At 71.6% G+C, this 18894-nt stretch carries 19 protein-coding genes; 11 read left to right on the forward strand and 8 right to left on the reverse strand.

Features of this window, described 5'->3' with window-relative positions:
* Positions 1–61: 61 nt before the first annotated feature.
* From Vgi01_RS20385 to Vgi01_RS20395, 3 genes are all read left to right on the forward strand, one after another.
* Positions 62–1708, forward strand: coding sequence for an MFS transporter (locus Vgi01_RS20385; RefSeq protein WP_204292054.1), 1647 nt, complete (start codon positions 62–64; stop codon positions 1706–1708).
* Complete coding sequence (locus Vgi01_RS20390) at positions 1705–2358, forward strand: futalosine hydrolase (protein ID WP_102660489.1); 654 nt, start codon at positions 1705–1707, stop codon at positions 2356–2358. Before Vgi01_RS20385 ends, Vgi01_RS20390 begins: the two co-directional genes overlap by 4 nt.
* Positions 2359–2526: 168 nt before the next feature.
* Positions 2527–3375 (forward strand): 1,4-dihydroxy-6-naphtoate synthase, encoded by an 849-nt coding sequence (locus Vgi01_RS20395; RefSeq protein ID WP_204292055.1) that lies wholly within the window; start codon positions 2527–2529, stop codon positions 3373–3375.
* Here Vgi01_RS20395 and Vgi01_RS20400 read toward each other — a convergent pair.
* Positions 3336–3722: a cold-shock protein gene (locus Vgi01_RS20400; protein WP_013731110.1), complete on the reverse strand. Its 387-nt coding sequence runs from the start codon at positions 3720–3722 to the stop codon at positions 3336–3338. The two genes, Vgi01_RS20395 and Vgi01_RS20400, sit on opposite strands and share 40 nt — an antisense overlap.
* A 28-nt stretch (positions 3723–3750) precedes the next feature.
* Positions 3751–4374, reverse strand: a complete 624-nt coding sequence (locus Vgi01_RS20405) for an HAD family hydrolase (RefSeq protein ID WP_102660487.1) — start codon at positions 4372–4374, stop codon at positions 3751–3753.
* 87 nt (positions 4375–4461) lie between these two features.
* Between Vgi01_RS20405 and Vgi01_RS20410 the strand changes: the two genes are divergently transcribed.
* Complete coding sequence (locus tag Vgi01_RS20410; protein WP_204292056.1) at positions 4462–6936, forward strand: helicase-associated domain-containing protein; 2475 nt, start codon at positions 4462–4464, stop codon at positions 6934–6936.
* Between the two features lie 15 nt (positions 6937–6951).
* Here Vgi01_RS20410 and Vgi01_RS20415 read toward each other — a convergent pair whose 3' ends face one another.
* Positions 6952–7191: a hypothetical protein gene (locus Vgi01_RS20415; protein ID WP_204292057.1), complete on the reverse strand. Its 240-nt coding sequence runs from the start codon at positions 7189–7191 to the stop codon at positions 6952–6954.
* A gap of 429 nt (positions 7192–7620) precedes the next feature.
* Here Vgi01_RS20415 and Vgi01_RS20420 point away from each other — a divergent pair, with 429 nt between their 5' ends.
* Positions 7621–9300: a DNA repair helicase XPB gene (locus Vgi01_RS20420; RefSeq protein WP_204292058.1), complete on the forward strand. Its 1680-nt coding sequence runs from the start codon at positions 7621–7623 to the stop codon at positions 9298–9300.
* A gap of 18 nt (positions 9301–9318) precedes the next feature.
* On the opposite strand, the gene Vgi01_RS20425 is transcribed toward Vgi01_RS20420, so the two are convergent.
* Positions 9319–9663: a type II toxin-antitoxin system HicB family antitoxin gene (locus Vgi01_RS20425; protein ID WP_204292059.1), complete on the reverse strand. Its 345-nt coding sequence runs from the start codon at positions 9661–9663 to the stop codon at positions 9319–9321.
* The gene (locus tag Vgi01_RS20430) at positions 9663–9908 is read right to left on the reverse strand and encodes a toxin HicA (protein ID WP_233197040.1); all 246 of its coding nucleotides are present in this window, start codon (positions 9906–9908) and stop codon (positions 9663–9665) included. The genes Vgi01_RS20425 and Vgi01_RS20430 overlap by 1 nt, the downstream gene beginning before the upstream one ends.
* 84 nt (positions 9909–9992) lie before the next feature.
* Here Vgi01_RS20430 and Vgi01_RS20435 point away from each other — a divergent pair, with 84 nt between their 5' ends.
* Positions 9993–11096, forward strand: coding sequence for an esterase-like activity of phytase family protein (locus Vgi01_RS20435; protein WP_275412575.1), 1104 nt, complete (start codon positions 9993–9995; stop codon positions 11094–11096).
* Between the two features lie 180 nt (positions 11097–11276).
* On the opposite strand, the gene Vgi01_RS20440 is transcribed toward Vgi01_RS20435, so the two are convergent.
* From Vgi01_RS20440 to ligD (Vgi01_RS20450), 3 genes are all read right to left on the reverse strand, one after another.
* Entirely contained in the window at positions 11277–12029 is a 753-nt protein-coding gene (locus Vgi01_RS20440) for a TIGR03089 family protein (RefSeq protein ID WP_102660482.1), read from the reverse strand.
* Positions 12030–12120: 91 nt separating this feature from the next.
* Positions 12121–13035, reverse strand: a complete 915-nt coding sequence (ligD, locus tag Vgi01_RS20445; protein WP_204292060.1) for a non-homologous end-joining DNA ligase — start codon at positions 13033–13035, stop codon at positions 12121–12123.
* Entirely contained in the window at positions 13025–13966 is a 942-nt protein-coding gene (ligD, locus tag Vgi01_RS20450; protein WP_102660497.1) for a non-homologous end-joining DNA ligase, read from the reverse strand. Before ligD (Vgi01_RS20450) ends, ligD (Vgi01_RS20445) begins: the two co-directional genes overlap by 11 nt.
* 85 nt (positions 13967–14051) lie before the next feature.
* Between ligD (Vgi01_RS20450) and ku the strand changes: the two genes are divergently transcribed.
* The 5 genes from ku (at position 14052) to Vgi01_RS20475 (ending at position 18638) form a co-directional block, all read left to right on the forward strand.
* Positions 14052–15071 (forward strand): non-homologous end joining protein Ku, encoded by a 1020-nt coding sequence (ku, locus tag Vgi01_RS20455; protein ID WP_204292061.1) that lies wholly within the window; start codon positions 14052–14054, stop codon positions 15069–15071.
* Between the two features lie 172 nt (positions 15072–15243).
* Positions 15244–15888, forward strand: coding sequence for an FKBP-type peptidyl-prolyl cis-trans isomerase (locus Vgi01_RS20460; RefSeq protein WP_239089085.1), 645 nt, complete (start codon positions 15244–15246; stop codon positions 15886–15888).
* A 48-nt stretch (positions 15889–15936) separates the two neighbouring features.
* Positions 15937–16800, forward strand: coding sequence for an SCO6745 family protein (locus Vgi01_RS20465; RefSeq protein ID WP_204292113.1), 864 nt, complete (start codon positions 15937–15939; stop codon positions 16798–16800).
* A gap of 93 nt (positions 16801–16893) precedes the next feature.
* Positions 16894–17547, forward strand: coding sequence for an HAD family hydrolase (locus Vgi01_RS20470; RefSeq protein WP_204292114.1), 654 nt, complete (start codon positions 16894–16896; stop codon positions 17545–17547).
* A gap of 80 nt (positions 17548–17627) precedes the next feature.
* Positions 17628–18638 (forward strand): NADPH:quinone reductase, encoded by a 1011-nt coding sequence (locus Vgi01_RS20475; RefSeq protein WP_102657915.1) that lies wholly within the window; start codon positions 17628–17630, stop codon positions 18636–18638.
* Positions 18639–18894 lie beyond the last annotated feature (256 nt).

The following is an 18894-nucleotide window of genomic DNA, read 5'->3' on the forward strand; positions in this document are numbered from 1 at the left end:
CCAGAGGTGTTCTCCGACGGTGGTGCGGCATCCGGCCAGACGATAGGTCAGGATGGGTGCCATGCCGCTGTCCTCCCACTCCGAGCGGTCCCTCCTGGGGCGGACCGTCGGCACCGGCATCCGTGCCATTCGGCTGCTGTTCCGCGGGTCGGTCAACGGTGGCCGCTGGGTGACGCGCAGCGCCGCCCGCGCCCGGGCCCGGGGTGCCGGCGGCGAGACCGGCATGGTCCGCCTGTTCGATCTGCATGCGGTCTCCTGCGCCGGGGACACCCTGATCGCCATCGGCCTGGCCGGCACGATCTTCTTCAACGTTCCGCTCGGCGAGGCCCGCAGCAAGGTCGCCCTCTACCTGCTGGTGACCATGGTGCCGTTCGCCATGCTCGCCCCGGTGGTCGGGCCACTGCTCGACCACTTCCGGCACGGCCGGCGGTACGCCCTGGCCACGACGATGCTCGGCCGGGCGTTCCTGGCCTGGATGATCTCCGATTACATCCACGGCTTCGGGCTCTATCCGGCGGCCTTCGGGGTGCTCGCGCTGTCCCGGGCGTACGGGGTGGCCCGCTCCGCGGCGGTTCCCCGGCTCCTGCCCGAAGGGCTCGGCCTGTCCCAGGTCGGTGCCCGAGCCAGCGTGTACGGCACGGTCGCCGGTGCCCTGGTCGCGCCGATCGGCCTGGCCGCGTTCTGGTTCGGGGCGCAGTGGCCGTTACGGGTCGCCTCGGTCATCTTCCTGGTCGGCATGGTGATCGCCCTGCGGCTGCCGCCCAGGGCCGACTCCGAACCACCCGAGCGGGTGCCCCGACCGTTGCGGGCGCTGCGACGAGCCACCGGCGACCGCCCGCTGGGACGGGGACGTCCCGCCGGCCGCCTGGTGATCTCGAACCTGATCGGGGCGGCGACACTACGCGCGCTCTACGGCTTCCTGCTGCTCTTCCTGGCCTTCACCATCAAGGCCGGCGACCTGACCACTGTGTTGTTCGGCCGCGACCTGGGTGACAAGGGTGCGCTGGGCCTGGTCGGCGGGGCACTGGCCGTCGGCACCTTCCTGGCCACCGCGCTCGGCACCCGACTACGCATCCACCGGCCGACCGCGCTCCAGTCCAGCGGCATGATCATCGTGGCCGGGGTGGCCGTCTTCGCCACGTTGTACTTCTCCCTGCTGATGGTCACCCTGCTCTGCGTGGTCGCCGCGATGATGAGCGGCATCGCGAAGCTCGCCGTGGACGCCTCGATCCAGGAACGCATCCCGGAACGGCTCCGGGCCAGTTCCTTCGCCCACTCCGAGACGGTGTTGATGCTCGCCTTCGTGGCCGGCGGCGGGCTGGGACTCGTACCTTTCCATGGTCGGATCGGCATCGCCGTCGCCGCCGGGGTCGGGGTGCTGGCCGCCGCGCGAGGGCTGCTGATGGCGCACCGGTTGCGCGCCGAGCGGCTCTGTGGCCGGCCGCTGACCGACGAGGAACTGACGGAGACGGAGCGGGACGCCGACGCCCGGGCCGCCAAGGAGCAGGCCGACCGGGACCGGAAGGCAGCCGAGAACGCCGAGGACAACGCGCCCACCTCCCCCGCTCCCGTCCAGGGCGGTTCGACCCCGCCGGAGCCGGATCTGGCGCCGCCGGGCTTCCACATCTACCGGCCCTCCTCGACGGTGACCGGGTCCGGCAGCGGTGAGGACGAGCCGCGGCGCAGCTCGCCAGGGTCGGTGTCGTGACCGATCTGCTCGTGGTCACCGCGGTACCCGCCGAGGCCGAGGCGATCCAGGCCGGCCTCGACGGTTCGACAGTCGTGGTGGTCCCGGTCGGCGTGGGACCGGCCGTCGCCGGTGCGGCGACGGCCCGACTGCTCGCCTTCGCCGAGGCTGCCGGCCGACCGTACCGTGGGGTGGTCAGCGCGGGCGTGGCCGGCGGCTTCGCCGACCGGGTGGCGGTCGGCGACACGGTGCTCGGCAGCCGATCCGTCGCCGCCGACCTGGGCGCGGAGTCACCCGACGGCTTCATCCCCATCGACGAGTTGGGCATGCCGGCCGAGCTTCTCGGCTGCGGCCCGGCCGTGTCCGCCGACGCGGAACTGCTGACCACCCTGCGTACGGCGTTGCCGTCGGCCACCGTGGGCCCGGTGCTTACCGTCAACACCGTGACCGGCACCGCGGCCAGCACCGAGGCGCTACGCCGACGGCACCCGGACGCGGTGGCCGAGGCCATGGAGGGGTACGGCGTGGCCGTCGCGGCCCGTCATGCCGGCATTGCCTTCGTCGAACTGCGTACCATCTCGAACCCGATCGGCCCGCGCGACCGCGACGCCTGGCGACTGGGCGACGCCCTCGCCGCCCTGACCACCGCCGCCACCCTCGCCCTACGCTGACCGGTCGATCAGCTGGGCCTGGTCCGCTGCCACCAGGCCACTCGCCCCACCCGTCCACCTGTGGACAACCCTGTGGACAAGTGGACAGCCGGCTGTGGGATGTGACCGGGCAGGCGCGGCCCGCCTGCCACTCGACGTCGTCCGACCAGGCGGGGATACGGTGGGGACGTGGCGCTCTCGATGGCGATCTCGCCCTGCCCCAACGACACGTTCGTCTTCCATGCGCTGGTGCACGGGCAGGTGCCCGGGGCGCCGGCGGTCGAGGTGACGTACGCCGACGTGGACGTGACCAACACGGCCGCCGAGCGCGGCGCGTTCGACCTGGTGAAGGTGAGTTACGCGGCGCTGCCGTGGCTGCTGGACGACTACCACCTGCTGCCCTGCGGCGGTGCGCTGGGGCGTGGCTGTGGGCCGCTGGTGCTGACCCGGGCGGATCGCGACGGCGGGCCGGACCGCACCGATCTGCGCGACGCCACAGTGGCGGTGCCCGGCGACCGGACCACGGCGTACCTGCTCTTCCGGCTCTGGTCGGCCGGAAGAACCCCCCGGCGCATCGAGGTGGTGCCGTTCCACGAGATCATGCCCGGCGTCGCCGCTGGGCGGTACGACGCCGGGCTGGTGATCCACGAAGCCCGCTTCACCTACCCGCGCCACGGGCTGACCGCGCTTGTCGACCTGGGCGAGTGGTGGGAAGGCGACACCGGCCTGCCGATCCCGCTCGGGGCCATCCTGGCCCGACGCGGGGTGGTCGACCCGCAGCAGGCCGCCGGATGGATCCGGGAGTCGGTCCGGCAGGCCTGGGCCGATCCGGCGGCCAGTCGGGCGTACGTGCTGGAGCACGCCCAGGAGATGGAGCCCGACGTGGTGGACCGGCACATCGGCCTCTACGTCAACGAGTTCACCGCCGACCTGGGATCCGCCGGGTTCGCTGCCGTCGAGGCGCTGCTCGGCCGGGCCGCCGACGCCGGGCTCGTGCCTCAGACCTCCAGCTCGCGGGCGACCGCGTGGACCAGCTGAGCGATCTTCTGGGCCGTCTTGCGATCCGGGAAGCGACCCCGGCGCAGGTCCGGCTGGACCTTCGCCTCCAGCACCTTGATCATGTCTTCGACCAGGCCGTGCAGCTCCTCGGCCGGACGGCGGCGCAGCTCCGCCACGGACGGCGGGGCCTCCAGCAGCTTGACACCCATCGCCTGCGTGCCGCGCCGGCTGTCGACCACACTGAAGTCGATGCGCTGGCCGCCCTTCAGGTCGGTGACACCCGCCGGTAGCGCGGCCTTTGGCAGGAACACGTCGCCACCCTCGTCACTGGTGACGAACCCGTATCCCTTGGTCGCGTCGTACCACTTCACTCGACCCGTAGGCACCTGAAATCCCCTGCTTCGCTTGAGACGTCTACTGCGTCAAGGCTAGCCGGATCATGCCGTCGAGTGCCGCCGGGAATCCGGTGAGATCGGGCAGCACCGCCGCGGCGCCGGCCGCGCGCAGCTCATCGACGGAACACGGGCCGGTCGCGACCGCGATTCCGGGCACGGCCGCAGCCTTGGCGGCCACCATGTCCGCCACGTGATCGCCGACATAGTATGTCGCACCGTGCTCGCGCAGCGCCGCCGCCTTCTCCTCGGCGAACAGGTCCCCGGCCAGCTCGTCCACGGCCAGCCCGAGATGGTCCAGGTGCAGCCTGGCCAGCCGACCGAGCTTCGAGGTGACCACGACCACCCGCCCGCCGCGCTCGCGTACCGCGTCCAGGGCGGTCCGGGCGCCGGGCAACGGCACCGTCGGCGTGATCGCGTACGCCGGGTAGAGCTCCCGGAAGATGCGAACCGCCTCGTCGACCTGCTCGGCCGGGAACCAGCGGGCGATCTCGGTGCGCAGTGGCGGACCGAGCCGGGACACCGCCGCCTCGGCGTCGACGGGAACACCGGTCTGTGCGGTCAGCGCACGATAGGTCGCGGCGATGCCGGGACGGGAGTCGACCAGTGTCATGTCGAGGTCGAACCCGACTGTCAGAAGGGGCATTCTGGGAAAGCTACCCGGTCGGCCCCCAGGGCAGCCCGGTCGTCCGGTGGGCGCAACCCGGCCCGGCCGGGCTAGCGTGGAACGACGATGAGCACCTCACTCGCCGACCACCTACGGTCGCTGCCCGACGAGTCCCTGGCCGCGCTGCTGCAACTGCGGCCCGACCTCGTCGTGCCGGTCCCCGCCGACGTCGCCGCGCTGGCCATCCGGGCCCAGTCACGGGTTTCGGTGTCGCGCGCCCTGGACGGGCTGGACCAGTTCACCCTCCAGATCATGGATGCCGCCCGGTTGACCCGTGATCCGGTCGACGGCACCACCTCGGTCGACGGGGTCCTCGCCCTGGCCACCACCGGCCCCCACCCACCCGCGCCCACCTCCGTCCGGGCCGCCATCGACCGGCTGCGGGCGCGTTTCCTGGTGTACGGCCCCGACCATCAGTTGCAGCTCGTCGGCGGCATCGACGAGATCTCCCCGTACCCGGCGGGGCTCGGCCGACCGGCGGCGGAGCTGGACGCACGCACGGCCGCACTCTGCGCGGACCCGGCGAAGCTGCGCCGGACCCTGCTTGCCGCACCGCCGTCGGCGCGGGCGATCCTGGACCGACTGGCGGCCGGGCCACCGGTCGGCAGCGTGCCGCCCGGCGCGTTGCAGGCCCCGGCGACCGGCAGCGACGACGATCTGCCTCCCGACGAGACAAACGGTGGGGCACCCACCGGTTCTCCGGTGCGCTGGCTGGTCGACCACCGACTGCTGGTGCGGGTCGCCGGCGGTAAGGGCGGCACCAGCGGCATGGTCGAGCTGCCCCGGGAGATCGGGTTGCTGCTGCGCCGCGACACCGGCCCGCTGGGACCGCTGAGCGCCGGCCCGCCGCCGGTGGCCAGCACGCCACGCGAACCGAAGGCCGTCGACTCCGCCGGGGCCGGGCAGACCATGGAGGTGGTACGCCACACCGAGGCGCTGCTGGAGCAGTTGGCCGCCGAACCGGCGCCGGTGCTGCGTTCCGGCGGCATCGGCGTCCGTGATCTGCGGCGACTGGCCCGCGTCACCGGGCTTGACGAACCGACGGCGGCGCTGCTGCTGGAGGTGGCGTACGCGGCCGGTCTGGCCGGCGAGATGGAACTGTCCGCAAGCGCCGGCCGGTACGGCGCGGACCAGCAGGTGCTGCCCACCGCCGGATACGAGTTGTGGCGGGCCGGTTCGCTGGCCCAACGCTGGGAGCAGTTGGCCCGCGCCTGGCTGACCATGACCCGCCAGGTGGGGCTCATCGGCCAGCGCGACGACCGGGACCGGCCGATCACGGTGTTCTCCGCCGAGGCGGAACGGGCCGGTGCGCCGGCCGCCCGACGGGCGGTACTCGGCGTGCTCGCCGACCTGGAACCGGCCGCCGCACCCACCGTCGACGAGGTGCTGGCGCTGCTCGACTGGCGGGCCCCGCGCCGCAGCCGGGGCCGGGAGGCCGCCCACCGGGAGGTGCTCGCCGAGGCGGCCACGCTGGGCGTGACCGGGCTGGGGGCGCTCACCTCGTACGGGCGGCTGCTGGTGGCCGAGGCGACCGCGGCCGAGGAGCGGGACAGCGACGACCCGCTCGGCTTGCGTAACGAGAGCGAGGACGCCGGTGGCACCGCGGTACGGGTGCTGGACGGCCTGCTGCCCGCCCCGGTGGATCACTTCCTGGTGCAGGCGGACCTGACCGTGGTGGTTCCCGGGCCGGCGGAGCCGGCGCTCGCCGCCGAACTGGACGCGATAGCCGAACCCGAGTCCGCCGGTGGGGCCAGCGTGTACCGGGTGACCTCGGGCAGTGTGCGTCGGGCGTTGGACGCCGGCTACTCGGCCGACGACCTGCACGAGCTGTTCCGTCGCCGCTCCCGCACCCCGATCCCGCAGGGGTTGACGTACCTGGTCGACGACGTGGCCCGCCGGCACGGTGGGCTGCGGGTCGGTTCGGCCGGGGCGTACCTGCGCAGCGACGACGAGGCGTTGCTGACCGAGTTGCTTGCCGACCGGCGGGTCGAGGAGTTGACGCTGCGTCGACTCGCGCCGACGGTGCTCGTCACCCCGTACCAGAGCGGCCGCATGTTGGCGGTGCTGCGGGAGGCCGGCTACGCGCCGGTCGCCGAGGACGCCACCGGCACGGCCGTACTGACCCGGGCCAGGGCCCGACGGGCCGCCGCGCGGGTGTCGGTGGCGACCCGGGCGATCGACCCGCTCACCACCGCGCGCCTGCCGCTGCCCCGCCTGCTCGGGGTGGTCGAGCAGATCCGCCGGGGCGATGCCACGGCCCGGGCGGCCCGGCGGGCTCCCGCAGCGGTACGCGGATCCGCAGCCTCGACCGGTCCGGCCCCCGCACACAGTCACGCCGACGCCCTGGCCGTGCTGCAACAGGCGATCCGCGACAAGGCGCTGGTCTGGGTCGGCTACGTCGACGCGCACGGGGCGACCGCGTCCCGGCTGGTCCGCCCGGTCTCCCTCGGCGCCGGCTACCTGCGTGCCGAGGACGAGCGGACGGAGATGCTCCACACCTTCGCGCTGCACCGGATCACTGCGGCAGTGCTGGAGAAGTGACCTCCGGGGCGCCGGTCAGCGCCGGCTGCGGCGCACCGAACCGATGATCGCCACGATCAGCAGCAGGGCGAAGCCGGTGCCGGCGGCTTCGCCTACCGAATCGATGAAACCCTGCTGGAGCACGAGCCAGCCGAACAGGAACCAGCCGAACAGCAGCGCCCCGACGACCGCGTACGCCACCACTGTCGCGGTGGAGACGGGTTCCGCGGACTCGGCCTTGTCGCGTTCAAGGATCAGTTCCTGGTCAACGGACATCTGCCCTCCCCGTACGGTCCGGCCTGTCATCCCAGAGTGTCATCCCGGGCGGCAACCGGCCAGCACCGCGCCGACCGGCCCCGGCGGCTTCTACCCGTCGACGAGTACGCCGAATCCGGCGGAAGGTCGGCCCGGGCGTGCCGCTCGCCCCCGTTGGCTTGTCCGCGACGGCGGCAAGGGCCCCCGCTTCCTGGCCCGCCTGATCGCGGATCGAACGCGCACGCACCGCGCCGACCTGGGAGACGAGTGACCAACCGGTCACGACAGTCGTCTCCCCAGTAGCAAGACGTGGTTCCGATCGGAAAAGGTTGCAGCCCGCGTACGCATTCTTCGTGCCGGTTTCTGCGTGTAACACTGGATGGTCGCCCGGTGGCAGGTCAGGCACCTACCGTGCCGACCCGATCGGCCGTACGGAGGAGGAGATTCGGCGTGAGCGGTGGACCCCTGATCGTCCAGTCGGACAAGACGCTGCTGCTGGAGATCGACCATCCCGACGCGCAGGTCTGCCGGATGGCCATCGCGCCCTTCGCCGAGCTGGAACGCTCCCCCGAGCACGTGCACACCTACCGGCTGACCCCGCTCGGGTTGTGGAACGCCCGCGCCGCCGGCCACGACGCCGAGGGCGTGGTGGACGCCCTGATCAAGTACTCCCGCTACCCGGTGCCGCACGCCCTGCTGGTCGACGTGGCCGAGACCATGGACCGGTACGGCCGACTCCAACTCGCCAACGACCCGGTGCACGGGCTGGTGCTGCGCGCCCTGGACCGGATGGTGCTGATCGAGGTCGCCAAGAGCAAGAAGCTCGCCGGGATGCTCGGCGCCAAGCTCGACGACGACACCATCGCGGTGCATCCGTCCGAACGTGGCCGACTCAAGCAGGCCCTGCTCAAGCTCGGCTGGCCGGCGGAGGACCTGGCCGGGTACGTTGACGGCGAGGCGCACCCGATCGAGCTGGCCGAGTCCGGCAAGGACGGGGGCAAGCCGTTCACGCTGCGGTCGTACCAGCGCGAGGCGGTGGAGGCATTCTGGGCCGGCGGCTCGGGCGTGGTGGTACTGCCCTGCGGCGCCGGCAAGACGCTCGTCGGTGCGGCGGCGATGGCCGAGGCGAAGGCGACCACCCTGATCCTGGTCACCAACACCGTCGCCGGTCGACAGTGGAAACGCGAGCTGATCGCCCGTACCTCGCTGACCGAGGAGGAGATCGGCGAGTACTCCGGCGAGCGCAAGGAGATCCGGCCGGTCACCATCGCCACGTACCAGGTGCTGACCTCGCGTCGCGGCGGCGCGTTCACCCACCTGGACCTGTTCGGGGCCCGCGACTGGGGCCTTGTCGTCTACGACGAGGTGCACCTGCTGCCCGCGCCGATCTTCCGCTTCACCGCCGACCTCCAGGCCCGCCGCCGGCTGGGCCTGACCGCCACCCTGGTCCGTGAGGACGGCCGGGAGGGCGACGTGTTCAGCCTGATCGGCCCGAAGCGTTACGACGCCCCGTGGAAGGACATCGAGTCGCAGGGCTGGATCGCCCCGGCTCAGTGCACCGAGGTACGGGTGACCCTGACCGACGCCGAGCGGATGTCGTACGCGACCGCCGAGGCCGAGGAGCGTTACCGGATGGCGGCGACCGCCCGCACCAAACTGCCGGTGGTGAAGGCACTTGTGGACCGGCATCCGGAGGAGCAGACCCTGGTCATCGGCGCGTACATCGACCAGCTGCACCAACTGGGCGAATACCTGGACGCGCCGATCGTGCAGGGCTCGACGACCAACAAGGAACGCGAGCGGCTCTTCGACGCGTTCCGTTCCGGGTCGCTGCGTACCCTGGTGATCTCCAAGGTGGGGAACTTCTCCATCGACCTGCCCGAGGCGGCGGTGGCGATCCAGGTGTCCGGCACCTTCGGCTCGCGGCAGGAGGAGGCGCAACGGCTGGGACGGGTGCTGCGGCCGAAGGCCGACGGCCGGCAGGCGCACTTCTACACGGTCGTCTCCCGGGACACCATCGACACCGAGTACGCCGCCCACCGCCAGCGCTTCCTCGCCGAGCAGGGGTACGCGTACACAATCGTCGACGCCGACGACGTCCTCGGCCCGACGCTGCCCTCGTTCGACTGAACGGCAGGGCTCGGCCGGTCAGGCGGCTCGGAGTTTGCGCAGGACATACTGGTTGAGGCTCAGGCCGTCCTCTGCGGCCTGGATGGCGAGTTCCCGGTGCAGGCTCTCCCCGACGCGCAGGTTGAACTTGCCCGAATAGCTGCGCTCCGCGAACGGCAGCGGCACCTGCTCACCCTGCTCCTGCATGTCCTCGATAACCTCACGCAGCAGCTCCTGAAGCCCTTGCAGAGCCTCGACCTGCGAGGGAGCCAGCCAGGACAGCGAGGGAAGCTCGGCAACGGTGGCAACGAACTCGCGATCCTCGGCGGACCAGGTGACGCGGTAGGTGTAGTGGGTGATCTCGGGGTGGGGATCGGGTTGCATCACATGGCCTCCTTCTTGTCGATCGCCCTGAGTACCTGCCGGACCTGGTACACCTTTGCCTTGCCTTTGTCGTTCTGGATGTTGACGCGTGGATCTCCCGCCCAGGGCATCTTGAACACTGCATGGGAGGTGCCGGCTTGCCGTGGCTTCCCGAAGTAGTGTTCGCACACCCTATAGAGATCGTTGTAGGCGATGTTCTGCTGACTCTTTCGCATCGCTGCAACGAGCTTGTCTATGGACGGCACAGCACCATGGTACTACCAGCGGTACCATGTCTTCAACCACTCAACCGGCTCCTCCTGCGGCCTGGGGATGTTCGTCCGTCGTTCATGTGTGCGTCAGGCGGTGCTCGGCCTCGGCTGCCAACCTCCGTCCCGTGTCTGCACAGACGGAGGACCAGTGACCAGCAACAAGACGTTGCCCGTGCTGGCGGTGGCCGGCGCGACCGTCGCCGCCCTCGCCATCACCGGCACGGCCCACGCCGGGGCGCAACGCTGTACCAGCTCGGCAAGGCTGCGCCCGGGTTCCCGAGCATCGTCTCCGGCCCGGACGCCACCGGCGCGCCGATCGGCTGGGGTGCGCTCGGCGCCCTCTCCGCCGCCCCGAAGCAGCCGCACCTGCTCTACAGCGTGGCCGATGCGGCGTACGCGAAGACCCAGATCTTCACCATCGACGCCCGCAGGAACCCGGCGGTGATCATCAACGCGTTGCCGGTCCGCGACGAGCGCGGCGAGCCGGTCGGCTACGACGCCGAAGGCATCTTCGCCCGCCCGCAGGGCGGCTTCTGGCTGGCCGTCGAGGGTGCCACCGGTCCCGGCAACAAGCTGGTCCGGGTCGACGCCGCCGGGGTGACCCGGCAGGTCGTGCCGCTGCCCGCCGACGTCGCCGCCGGCCTGGGCAAGCAGGGCTTCGAGGGGGTCACCGCGACCACCGACAAGCGGGGCCGGGAGATCGTCTGGGCGGTGCTGCAGCGGGAGGTCGCCATCGACCCGGCGGGCGTGGTCCGCATCGGCCGGTACGACGTCAGCACCGGCACGTGGAGCTGGTTCGGTTACCGGCTGGAGCGCACCTCGGTGCCGGGCGACTGGATGGGGCTGTCCGAGGTGACAGTGGTCGGCGATCGGCTGGCCGTGATCGAACGCGACAAGCTCAACGGCCCAGCCGCCGCGGTCAAGCGGATCTACACGGTGGAACTGCCCACCGGCCCGGCCGCCCCCGGCCCGCTGCGGGTGCTGCCGAAGCGGCTCGCCCTGGACGTCCTCCCCGCGCTGCGGGCCGACAACGGCTGGGCGCAGGAGAAGCTGGAAGGTCTGACCGTGGCCGGCAACGGCCAGGTGTACGCGATCACCGACAACGACGGTGTGCAGGACGCGACCGGCGAGACGGTACTGCTCCGCCTCGGCCCCAGCGCGAAGGTCTTCGGCCGCCGCTGACGGCTTGAGGCGCGGTTCGGCAATCCGCTTGATCAACTTCGTTACGGCGTAATGGTGGTTTCCTGCCAGCCTGGATACCGCCGTTACGCCGTAACGGTGGCGGTGATCCGGCCCGGTTAGCGGAGGTGGGGCGGGTTTGGTCGGCCCCTGATTCGGGGCATGGTGGGCGCGGCGGCGGATCTAGAGGATGCGGGTGACCTGCTCGGCGGCGGCTACGGCGTCCCGGTCGGCGGGGTCGAGGTTGGCGCAGAGCAGCACCGACGCTCCGGCCGACAGTGGCGCTAGCAGCCACTTCAGCGGCAGGTCGTGCTCGGCGACGTCGACCAGCAGGCGGTCACCGACCCGCAGGTCCCAGCTGTCGGCCAGCTCCCGCGCCAGCCCGCCCCACTGGCTGTAGGTGGTGCCGTCCGGGCTGACCGGGTCGGTGGCCTGCAGCAGGGGGCGGTCGGTCGGGGCGGCGTCGTGCCGCAGCACCTCGGTCGACCAGTCGAGCCAGCCGGCCGGCACGTCGGCCAGGGGTTCCGGGGCGGTGCCGACGAGGTAGCGGTGCAGCCCGTCCGGTACGTCCTCCAGCCAGTCGTCGAGCCGTTCCGGGGTGACCAGGACCGCGTCGTACGGTCGGTCGCCGCCGGGCTCAAGCACCGGTAGCCCGGCGGTGGCGCGCGGCCGGAACGACACCTCCAGCCCGACCGCCCAGGCACCCAGCAGAACCGCGGCCGTACGCCAGTGCGGCGGCAGCAGCACCGCCACCCGGCTACCCGGCGTCAGGCCGCAGCCGTCACGCAGCAGCCCGGCGGCCCGCGCCGACCACTCGCCCAGCTCGGCGGCGGTCAGCTGTTGGCGCTGCCCGGTCCGGTGATCGAGGTAGGTGATCAGCGGCTGGTCCCGCTCGGCGAGGCCGACGGCGGACAGCACGGGCAGCGCAGCAGACATACCGCACTTCCTACTCTTACCGCGCCGACCTGTCCAGCGGCGTTAACAAGGGGCCCTTCCTCTACCGGAGGCGTTAATAAGGTGCCCTTCCTTACCGCTCGGGCAGTGCAGGGCCGGGGTCGAGCAGGGGGGCGAGCAGGTCGCCGTGCTCGTCGACTCGCTTGAGCACCTCACCGGCGGTGTACGGCCGGGAGGACGGGCGCTTGCCGGCCGCACCGGCGGCGACCTCGTCCCAGGTCAACGGCGCGGAGACGGACGGCACCGGCTGGGCGCGCAGCGAGTACGGCGCGACAGTCGTCTTCGCCGCGTTGTTCTGGCTCCAGTCGATGAAGATCTTGCCGGGTCGGAGGTTCTTGGCCATCTTCGACACGATCAGCTTCGGGTGTTCACGTTCCAACTCCTGTGCGATCCGTCGGGCGTAGCCCGACACGTCGTCGGAGGACTGCGTACCGGCGATCGGGCAGCTCAGTTGCATGCCCTTCTTGCCGGAGGTCTTCGGGTAAGCGTCCACCCCGTCGGCGGCGAGCCGGTCGCGCAGCAGCAGCGCCACCTGGCAGCACTGCTTCAGCGACGCCGGGGCACCCGGGTCCAGGTCGACCACCATCAGGTCGGGGTGTTCGCCGATCTTCCACTGCGGAGTGTGCAGTTCCAGCGCGGCGAGGTTGGCCAACCAGACCAGGGTGGGCAGGTCGTCGGCGACCACGTAGTCGATGGTTTCCCGACCCTTGCTCGACCCGGGGGCGGGCACGTTCTCGGTGCGTACCCAGGAGGGGGTTGCGGCCGGGGCGTTCTTCTCGAAGAACGAGTTGCCGTCGACCCCGTTCGGGTAGCGAATCCGGGTCAGCGCCCGGTCCGCCAGGTGCGGCAGCAGCACCGGGGCGATCCGGGTGTAGTAGTCGATCACCTCGCCCTTGGTGAAGCCGGCCTGCGGGTAGAGCACCTTGTCCAGGTTGGACAGGTCCAGGGTGCGGCCCTGCACCTCGACCCGGAACCGGTCAGCTGGCATCGTCGACCTCCTCGGCCGGCTTGTCCGGTCGCAGCCGCAGGATGCGGGGGAATCGCAGCCGCCCGTCCGGGGTGCGCTGGCCGTACTTCACCTCCACCACCACCTGTGGGGTTACCCAGATCGCGCCCCGGGCATCCTCGCGCGGCACACCGGCGGCGAACGGCGAGGTGGGGGTGCGCAGCGGCTCCAGCTCGCGCAGCAGTTCCCGTTCGATCGCCGCGCCGATGCCGCCGCCGACCCGACCCCGGTAGGTGAGTCGTCCGTCGGCACCGGGCACCCCGACCAGCAATCCACCGATCTTGCGGGCGCCGGGCCGCCAGCCACCGACCACGAAGTCGCCGGTCACCTCCAGTTTGACCTTCACCCAGTCCGGTGAGCGCACCCCGGGTCGGTAGGTCGAGTCGACCCGTTTGGCCATCACCCCCTCCAGGCCGTGCTCACCGGCGGCGGAGTAGGTGGCCGCGCCGTCGAAGAAGACAGGTGGCACCGCCCACCGCGCCGCACCCAGGCCCAGCTCGTCGAGGGCCTCCCGGCGGCGGGCGTACGGCCAGCCGGTGAGGTCCTCGCCCCGCAACCGGAGCAGGTCGAAGATCATGTACGTGACGGGGACGGTCGCCGCCAGGCGGGCCGCCTTCGCCCGGTCCCGCACGTGCATCCTCTCCGCGAGTGCGGTGAATGACGGGCGTCCCGCCTGGTCGAAGAGGACCACCTCACCGTCGAGCAGTGCGTCGTCGACCTGCTCGGCGAGCGTGATCAGTTCCGGGTAGGCGGCGGTGATCTCCACACCGGAGCGGGCGTACAGGTGCTGCCGACCAGCGGCGATGTCCGCCAGGGCGCGTACGCCGTCCCACTTGAACTCGTACGCCCAGCCGGCACCGACCGGGAGTTGCCCGGTCATCGCGAGCATCGGTTTGAGCGGCGCGCCGGGCACCATCCGACTGTAGTACCAGGCCGAACACCTCGCGTCACGTTCGCTCGGGTGCGAGCATGGTCGATACCGGCGAAGGGAGTACGGGATGCGGGCCATCTGGAAGGGAGCCGTGTCGTTCGGTCTGGTCTCGATCGGGGTGAAGCTGTACTCCGCGACCGAGGAGAAGGACATCCGGTTCCACCAGGTGCACCGGGAGGACGGCGGACGGATCCGGTACAAGCGGACCTGCCAGGTCTGCGGCGAGGAGGTCAGCTATGACGACATCGCCAAGGGCTACGACATCGGTGGCGGGGAGATGGTCATTCTCACCGATGAGGACTTCGCCGATCTGCCGTTGACCACCTCGCACGCGATCGACGTGCTGGAGTTCGTACCGGCCGAGCAGGTCGATCCGATCCTCTACAACAAGGCGTACTTCCTGGAGCCGGAGGGCACCGCAACCAAGCCGTACCTGCTGCTGCGCGACGCCCTGACCGACTCGGAGCGGGTGGCGATCGTCAAGGTGGCGTTGCGCCAGCGGGAGCAGTTGGCCACCCTGCGGGTCCGTGACGGGGTGTTGCTGCTGAACACCATGCTCTGGCCGGACGAGATCCGTAAGCCGGACTTCGGCTTCCTCGACGAGGACCTGAAGATCCGCCCGCCGGAGCTGGCCATGGCCACCTCGCTGATCGACTCGATGGCCGGTGACTTCCATCCGGACGAGTTCACCGACGACTACCGGGCGGCGTTGCAGGAGGTCATCGACGCCAAGGTGGAGGGCCGTGAGGTGGTGCAGCCGGAGGAGGCCGAGGAGGCCCCGGCCGCCGCAGTCGACCTGATGGCCGCGCTGAAGGCGTCGGTCGAGCGGGCCCGCGCGGCCCGGGGCGAGGAACCGGCCGGTGGTGGCGCCGGCGAGCCGACCCCGATCACCTCGGCGCGTTCCGCCCAGCAGAAGAAGGCGGCGGCCAAGGCCCCGGCGAAGAAGGCCGCCACCAGGAAGGCCGCTCCGAAGAAGGCCGAGACCGCCAAGAAGACCGAGGGTACGAAGAAGGCCGCCCCCAAGGCGGCGGAGAAGAAGGCCGCCAAGAAGGCCGCTCCGAAGAAGGCTGCCCGCAAGACCGCCTGACCCGCTCCGGCCGTGATCTGTGCGGCCCGCAGGCCCCACATGCGTCCCAACGACCCTCTGCGGTCCCACTGGTCACGATCGACCGTCGGAACCGCGCCGGCCACCAGGTACCGTGTGTCGGCGACGGCGTCCGTGGCCGGACGCATCCACCTCTGCGCAGGGAGTCGAGGACGTGAGCGAGCACGCGGGCGGGCAGGAAAGCAAGGCACGGCGGCGGTTGGCCGAACAGTTGGCCGAACAGAAGGCAGCCGAGGCCAAACGCCGCAAGCAGGCCTGGGCCGGCGCGTTCGCCGCCGTGGCGGTGGTCGCGGTGCTGATCACCGTGTTCGTGATGATCGGCCAGCGCGGCGGCGACGAGCCCGAGCAGGTCGCCGGTGAGCCGTCGGCCACGCCGACGCAGGGTGCCCCCCAGGACGCGCCGCCCGTCCCGCAGTTGCCCGAGGGGGCCGACCCAGCGCTGGGCACCCAGCCGGAGGCTAAGGCCGGCGAGGGCAAGCTCGACAAGCTCGTCGTGACTCCGCTGATCGAGGGCACCGGCCCGAAGGTCGAGGCGGGCCAGTCGATCACCGTCAACTACATCGGGGTGTTCTACGAGAACGGCGAGGAGTTCGACTCCTCGTGGAGCCGGGGTGAGCCGGCCACCTTCCCGATCGGTGTCGGACAGGTCATCGAGGGCTGGGACCGGGGCCTGGTCGGGGTGACCGTGGGCAGCCGGGTGCAGCTGGACATCCCGGCCGAGCAGGCGTACGGCGACGGTGCCGGTGGACGTCCGGGTGGCCCGCTGCGCTTCGTGGTCGACATCCTCGCCGCCCAGTAGGGGGTAGCGGTGACGGCGTGGGACGACCCGGCACAGGCTGCTCGGTTGATGTGGACCTGTTTCGAGCCGGTGCATGCCGTCACCTACTTCCATCCGCGCGCCCGGGCCGCGTACGAGGCGGTCGGGCTGCGCGGGTACTGGCGTGGTTATTTCGCGGGCCGGGCCGCACCGCTGGGGCCGGTCGGCCCGGCGCCGGTGGTGGCCGCCTTCTACACCTTCGCCCCGCACATGGTTGCCCGGGCCCTGCCGTCGATCTGGCAGTTGGCCGACCCGGAGCAGGCGCTGCGGGCCCGGCTGACCGGTGCGGTGCAGGCGCTCGCCGAGTTGACGTACGAGCTGCCCGAGCGGCACCTGGCGGAGGCCGCGGAGCTGCTCGAAGCCGCCGCCGAGGGGGTCGGTACGGCCCCCGGGCGGGTGCTCGGGGCGGCCAATGCCGCCCTGCCGCGCGGCGACTATCCGCTGGCCCGGCTCTGGCAGGCGGCGACGACGCTGCGTGAGCATCGCGGCGACGGGCATGTGGCCGCGCTGGTCGCTGCCGACCTGGACCCGGTCGAGGCGCTGGCCTGGCGGGTGGCGGACGGAATGGCGGCACAGTCCCTGCAGGGCCGAGGCTGGTCCGACCACGAGTGGGCACAGGCCCAGTCCCGCCTGACCACCCGTGGCTGGCTGACCCCCACTGATCCCTCCACCACCCCCACCGCCCTGCCCTCTGCCACCCCCACCGTGGAGGGCCGAGCCGCCTTCCAGGCAATCGAGACCGCCACCGACAGCGCCGCCGCCCGCCCCTGGCACTCCCTCACCCCCGACACCCTCACCCGCCTCCACACCCTCCTCCTCCCCATCGCCCAGGCCGCCCACCAGGTGATCCCCTCCACCAACCCCATCGGCCTCCCCACCCCCCAACAGGGTTGATCAAGAGGTTCCGGTCGAGATGTGTCGCTCTCGCCGACCAGAACTTCTTGGTCAACTTGGGTCTGCGACTGGTTGGGGGAGGATGAGGGGGTGATGGTGGGAGCGGTGGTTTTCGACCTTGACGGCGTGATCGTGGATTCCGAGCCGGTCTGGGAGGAGGTGCGGCGGGCGTACATCGCGGCGCACGGTGGGACGTGGCAGGCGGACACCCAGCGGCGGTTGATGGGGATGAGCACCGGGGAGTGGGCCCGGTACCTCAGCGGCGAACTGGGCGTACGGCGGAGCGCCGAGCAGGTCGCCGCCGAGGTGGTCGAGGAGATGGCCCAGCGGTACGCGCAGCGCGTACCGGTGATCGACGGGGCCGACCAGGTGGTACGCCGGCTGGCCGCGCGGTGGCCGCTGGGGCTGGCGAGTTCGTCCCCGACCCGGCTGATCGCGGCGGCGCTGGCCGCCACCGACCTGACCGACGAGTTCCAGGCCACGTTGTCGACCGAGCAGACCGAGCGCGGCAAGCCGGCCCCGGACGTCTACCTGGCGGTCGCCCGGCAACTCGGGGTGGACCCGACGCGGTGCGTGGCGGTGGAGGACTCCTCAAACGGGGTTCGGTCGGCCGCCGCCGCGGGAATGACCGTGGTGGCGGTGCCACACCTGTCGTACCCGCTGGATCCGGACGCGCAGCAGCTGGCGGCGACGGTGCTGAATTCGATCGACGAGTTGACCCCGCAGGTCGTGGACCGGCTGGCCTGAACGGCCACCGGCCGACCCCCGGCCCGCCTACGGTCGGTGACAAGGACGCCCGCCAGTGGGCTGGGCGGGAGGGGACGGCGATGAAGGCCATCGTGTACGAGCGCACCGGCGATCCCTCGGTGCTGCAACTGGTCGACAGGCCGCTGCCGGAGCCCGGTGCGGGCGAGGTGCTGGTGCGGATCGTGTTCTCCGGGGTGAACCCGACGGACTGGAAGGCCCGCCGGCAGTGGCCGCTGCCGGCCGGTTGGCAGACGCCCGGTCAGGACGGCGCCGGGATCATCGAGGCGGTCGGCGCGGGCGTCGCCCAGGATCTGATCGGTGAGCGGGTGTGGATCTGGGAGGCTGCCTGGCAGCGGCCCTGGGGCACCGCCGCCGAGTACACCGTGGTCCCGGTCCGCCAGGTGGTACGCCTCGGCGACGCCTCCTTCGAGCTGGGGGCCAGCCTGGGCATCCCGTTCCTGACCGCACACCGGTGCCTGACCGCCGGGGAGTACCTGCCGGACAGTCTGCGCCCCGGTGCGCTGAGCGACCACGCGGTGCTGGTCCAGGGCGGTGCGGGCGCGGTCGGCAACGCGGCGATCCAGCTGGCGGCCTGGGCGGACGCCTGCGTCATCGCCACGGTGAGCAGCGCCGAGAAGGCCCAGTTGGCGGCGGCAGCCGGCGCCTCCTTCGTGATCAACTATCGGGAGCAGGACGTGGTTGCCGAGGTACGCAAGGTCGCGCCCGACGGGGTGCACGGGATCGTCGAGGTCGCCGCCGCCAGCAACGCCGCCACCGACGTCCAACTGTTGCATCCCGGCGGGGTGGTCTGTGTCTACGCCGACGACGGCGGCGACGAGGTGACCCTGCCGATCCGGCCGCTGATGGCACCGAACGCGCGCTGGCAGTTCGTGCTCGTCTACACGCTGCCGAAGGCGGCGAAGGGGCAGGCGGTGATGGATGTCGCGGCGGCTGCCGCGCAGGGCGGTATCCGGGTGGGCGAGGAGGCGGGGCTGCCGCTGCACCGCTATCCCCTGTCGGCGGCCGCCGCCGCGCATCAGGCGGTCGAGGACGCGGTCGTGGGGAAGGTGTTGATCAGCGCCGCCGACTAGTGCGGGGGCCTGTTCCGGGCGGATTTCCCCATCGGCGGGACAGATGCGAACAACTCTCGCAATACTGGCGTTGCGGGTAACCCCCGCAAAAACGGGCGGCCCCGGCGCGGTGCGAACGCCGGGGCCGCCCTCCGGGAGTAGAGGTCTGCGCGAGCCCGCTATCCCTAACGGCGATGATGCGCCGAGAAGTGTTACGGCGGTGCCAGTTCCCGCACATCGCCCCTACGAGTGGGTAACAAGCCGGTCTCCCGGACAC

It is taken from the genome of Micromonospora gifhornensis, assembly GCF_016863515.1.
GTDB classification, from domain to species: Bacteria; Actinomycetota; Actinomycetes; order Mycobacteriales; family Micromonosporaceae; genus Micromonospora; species Micromonospora gifhornensis.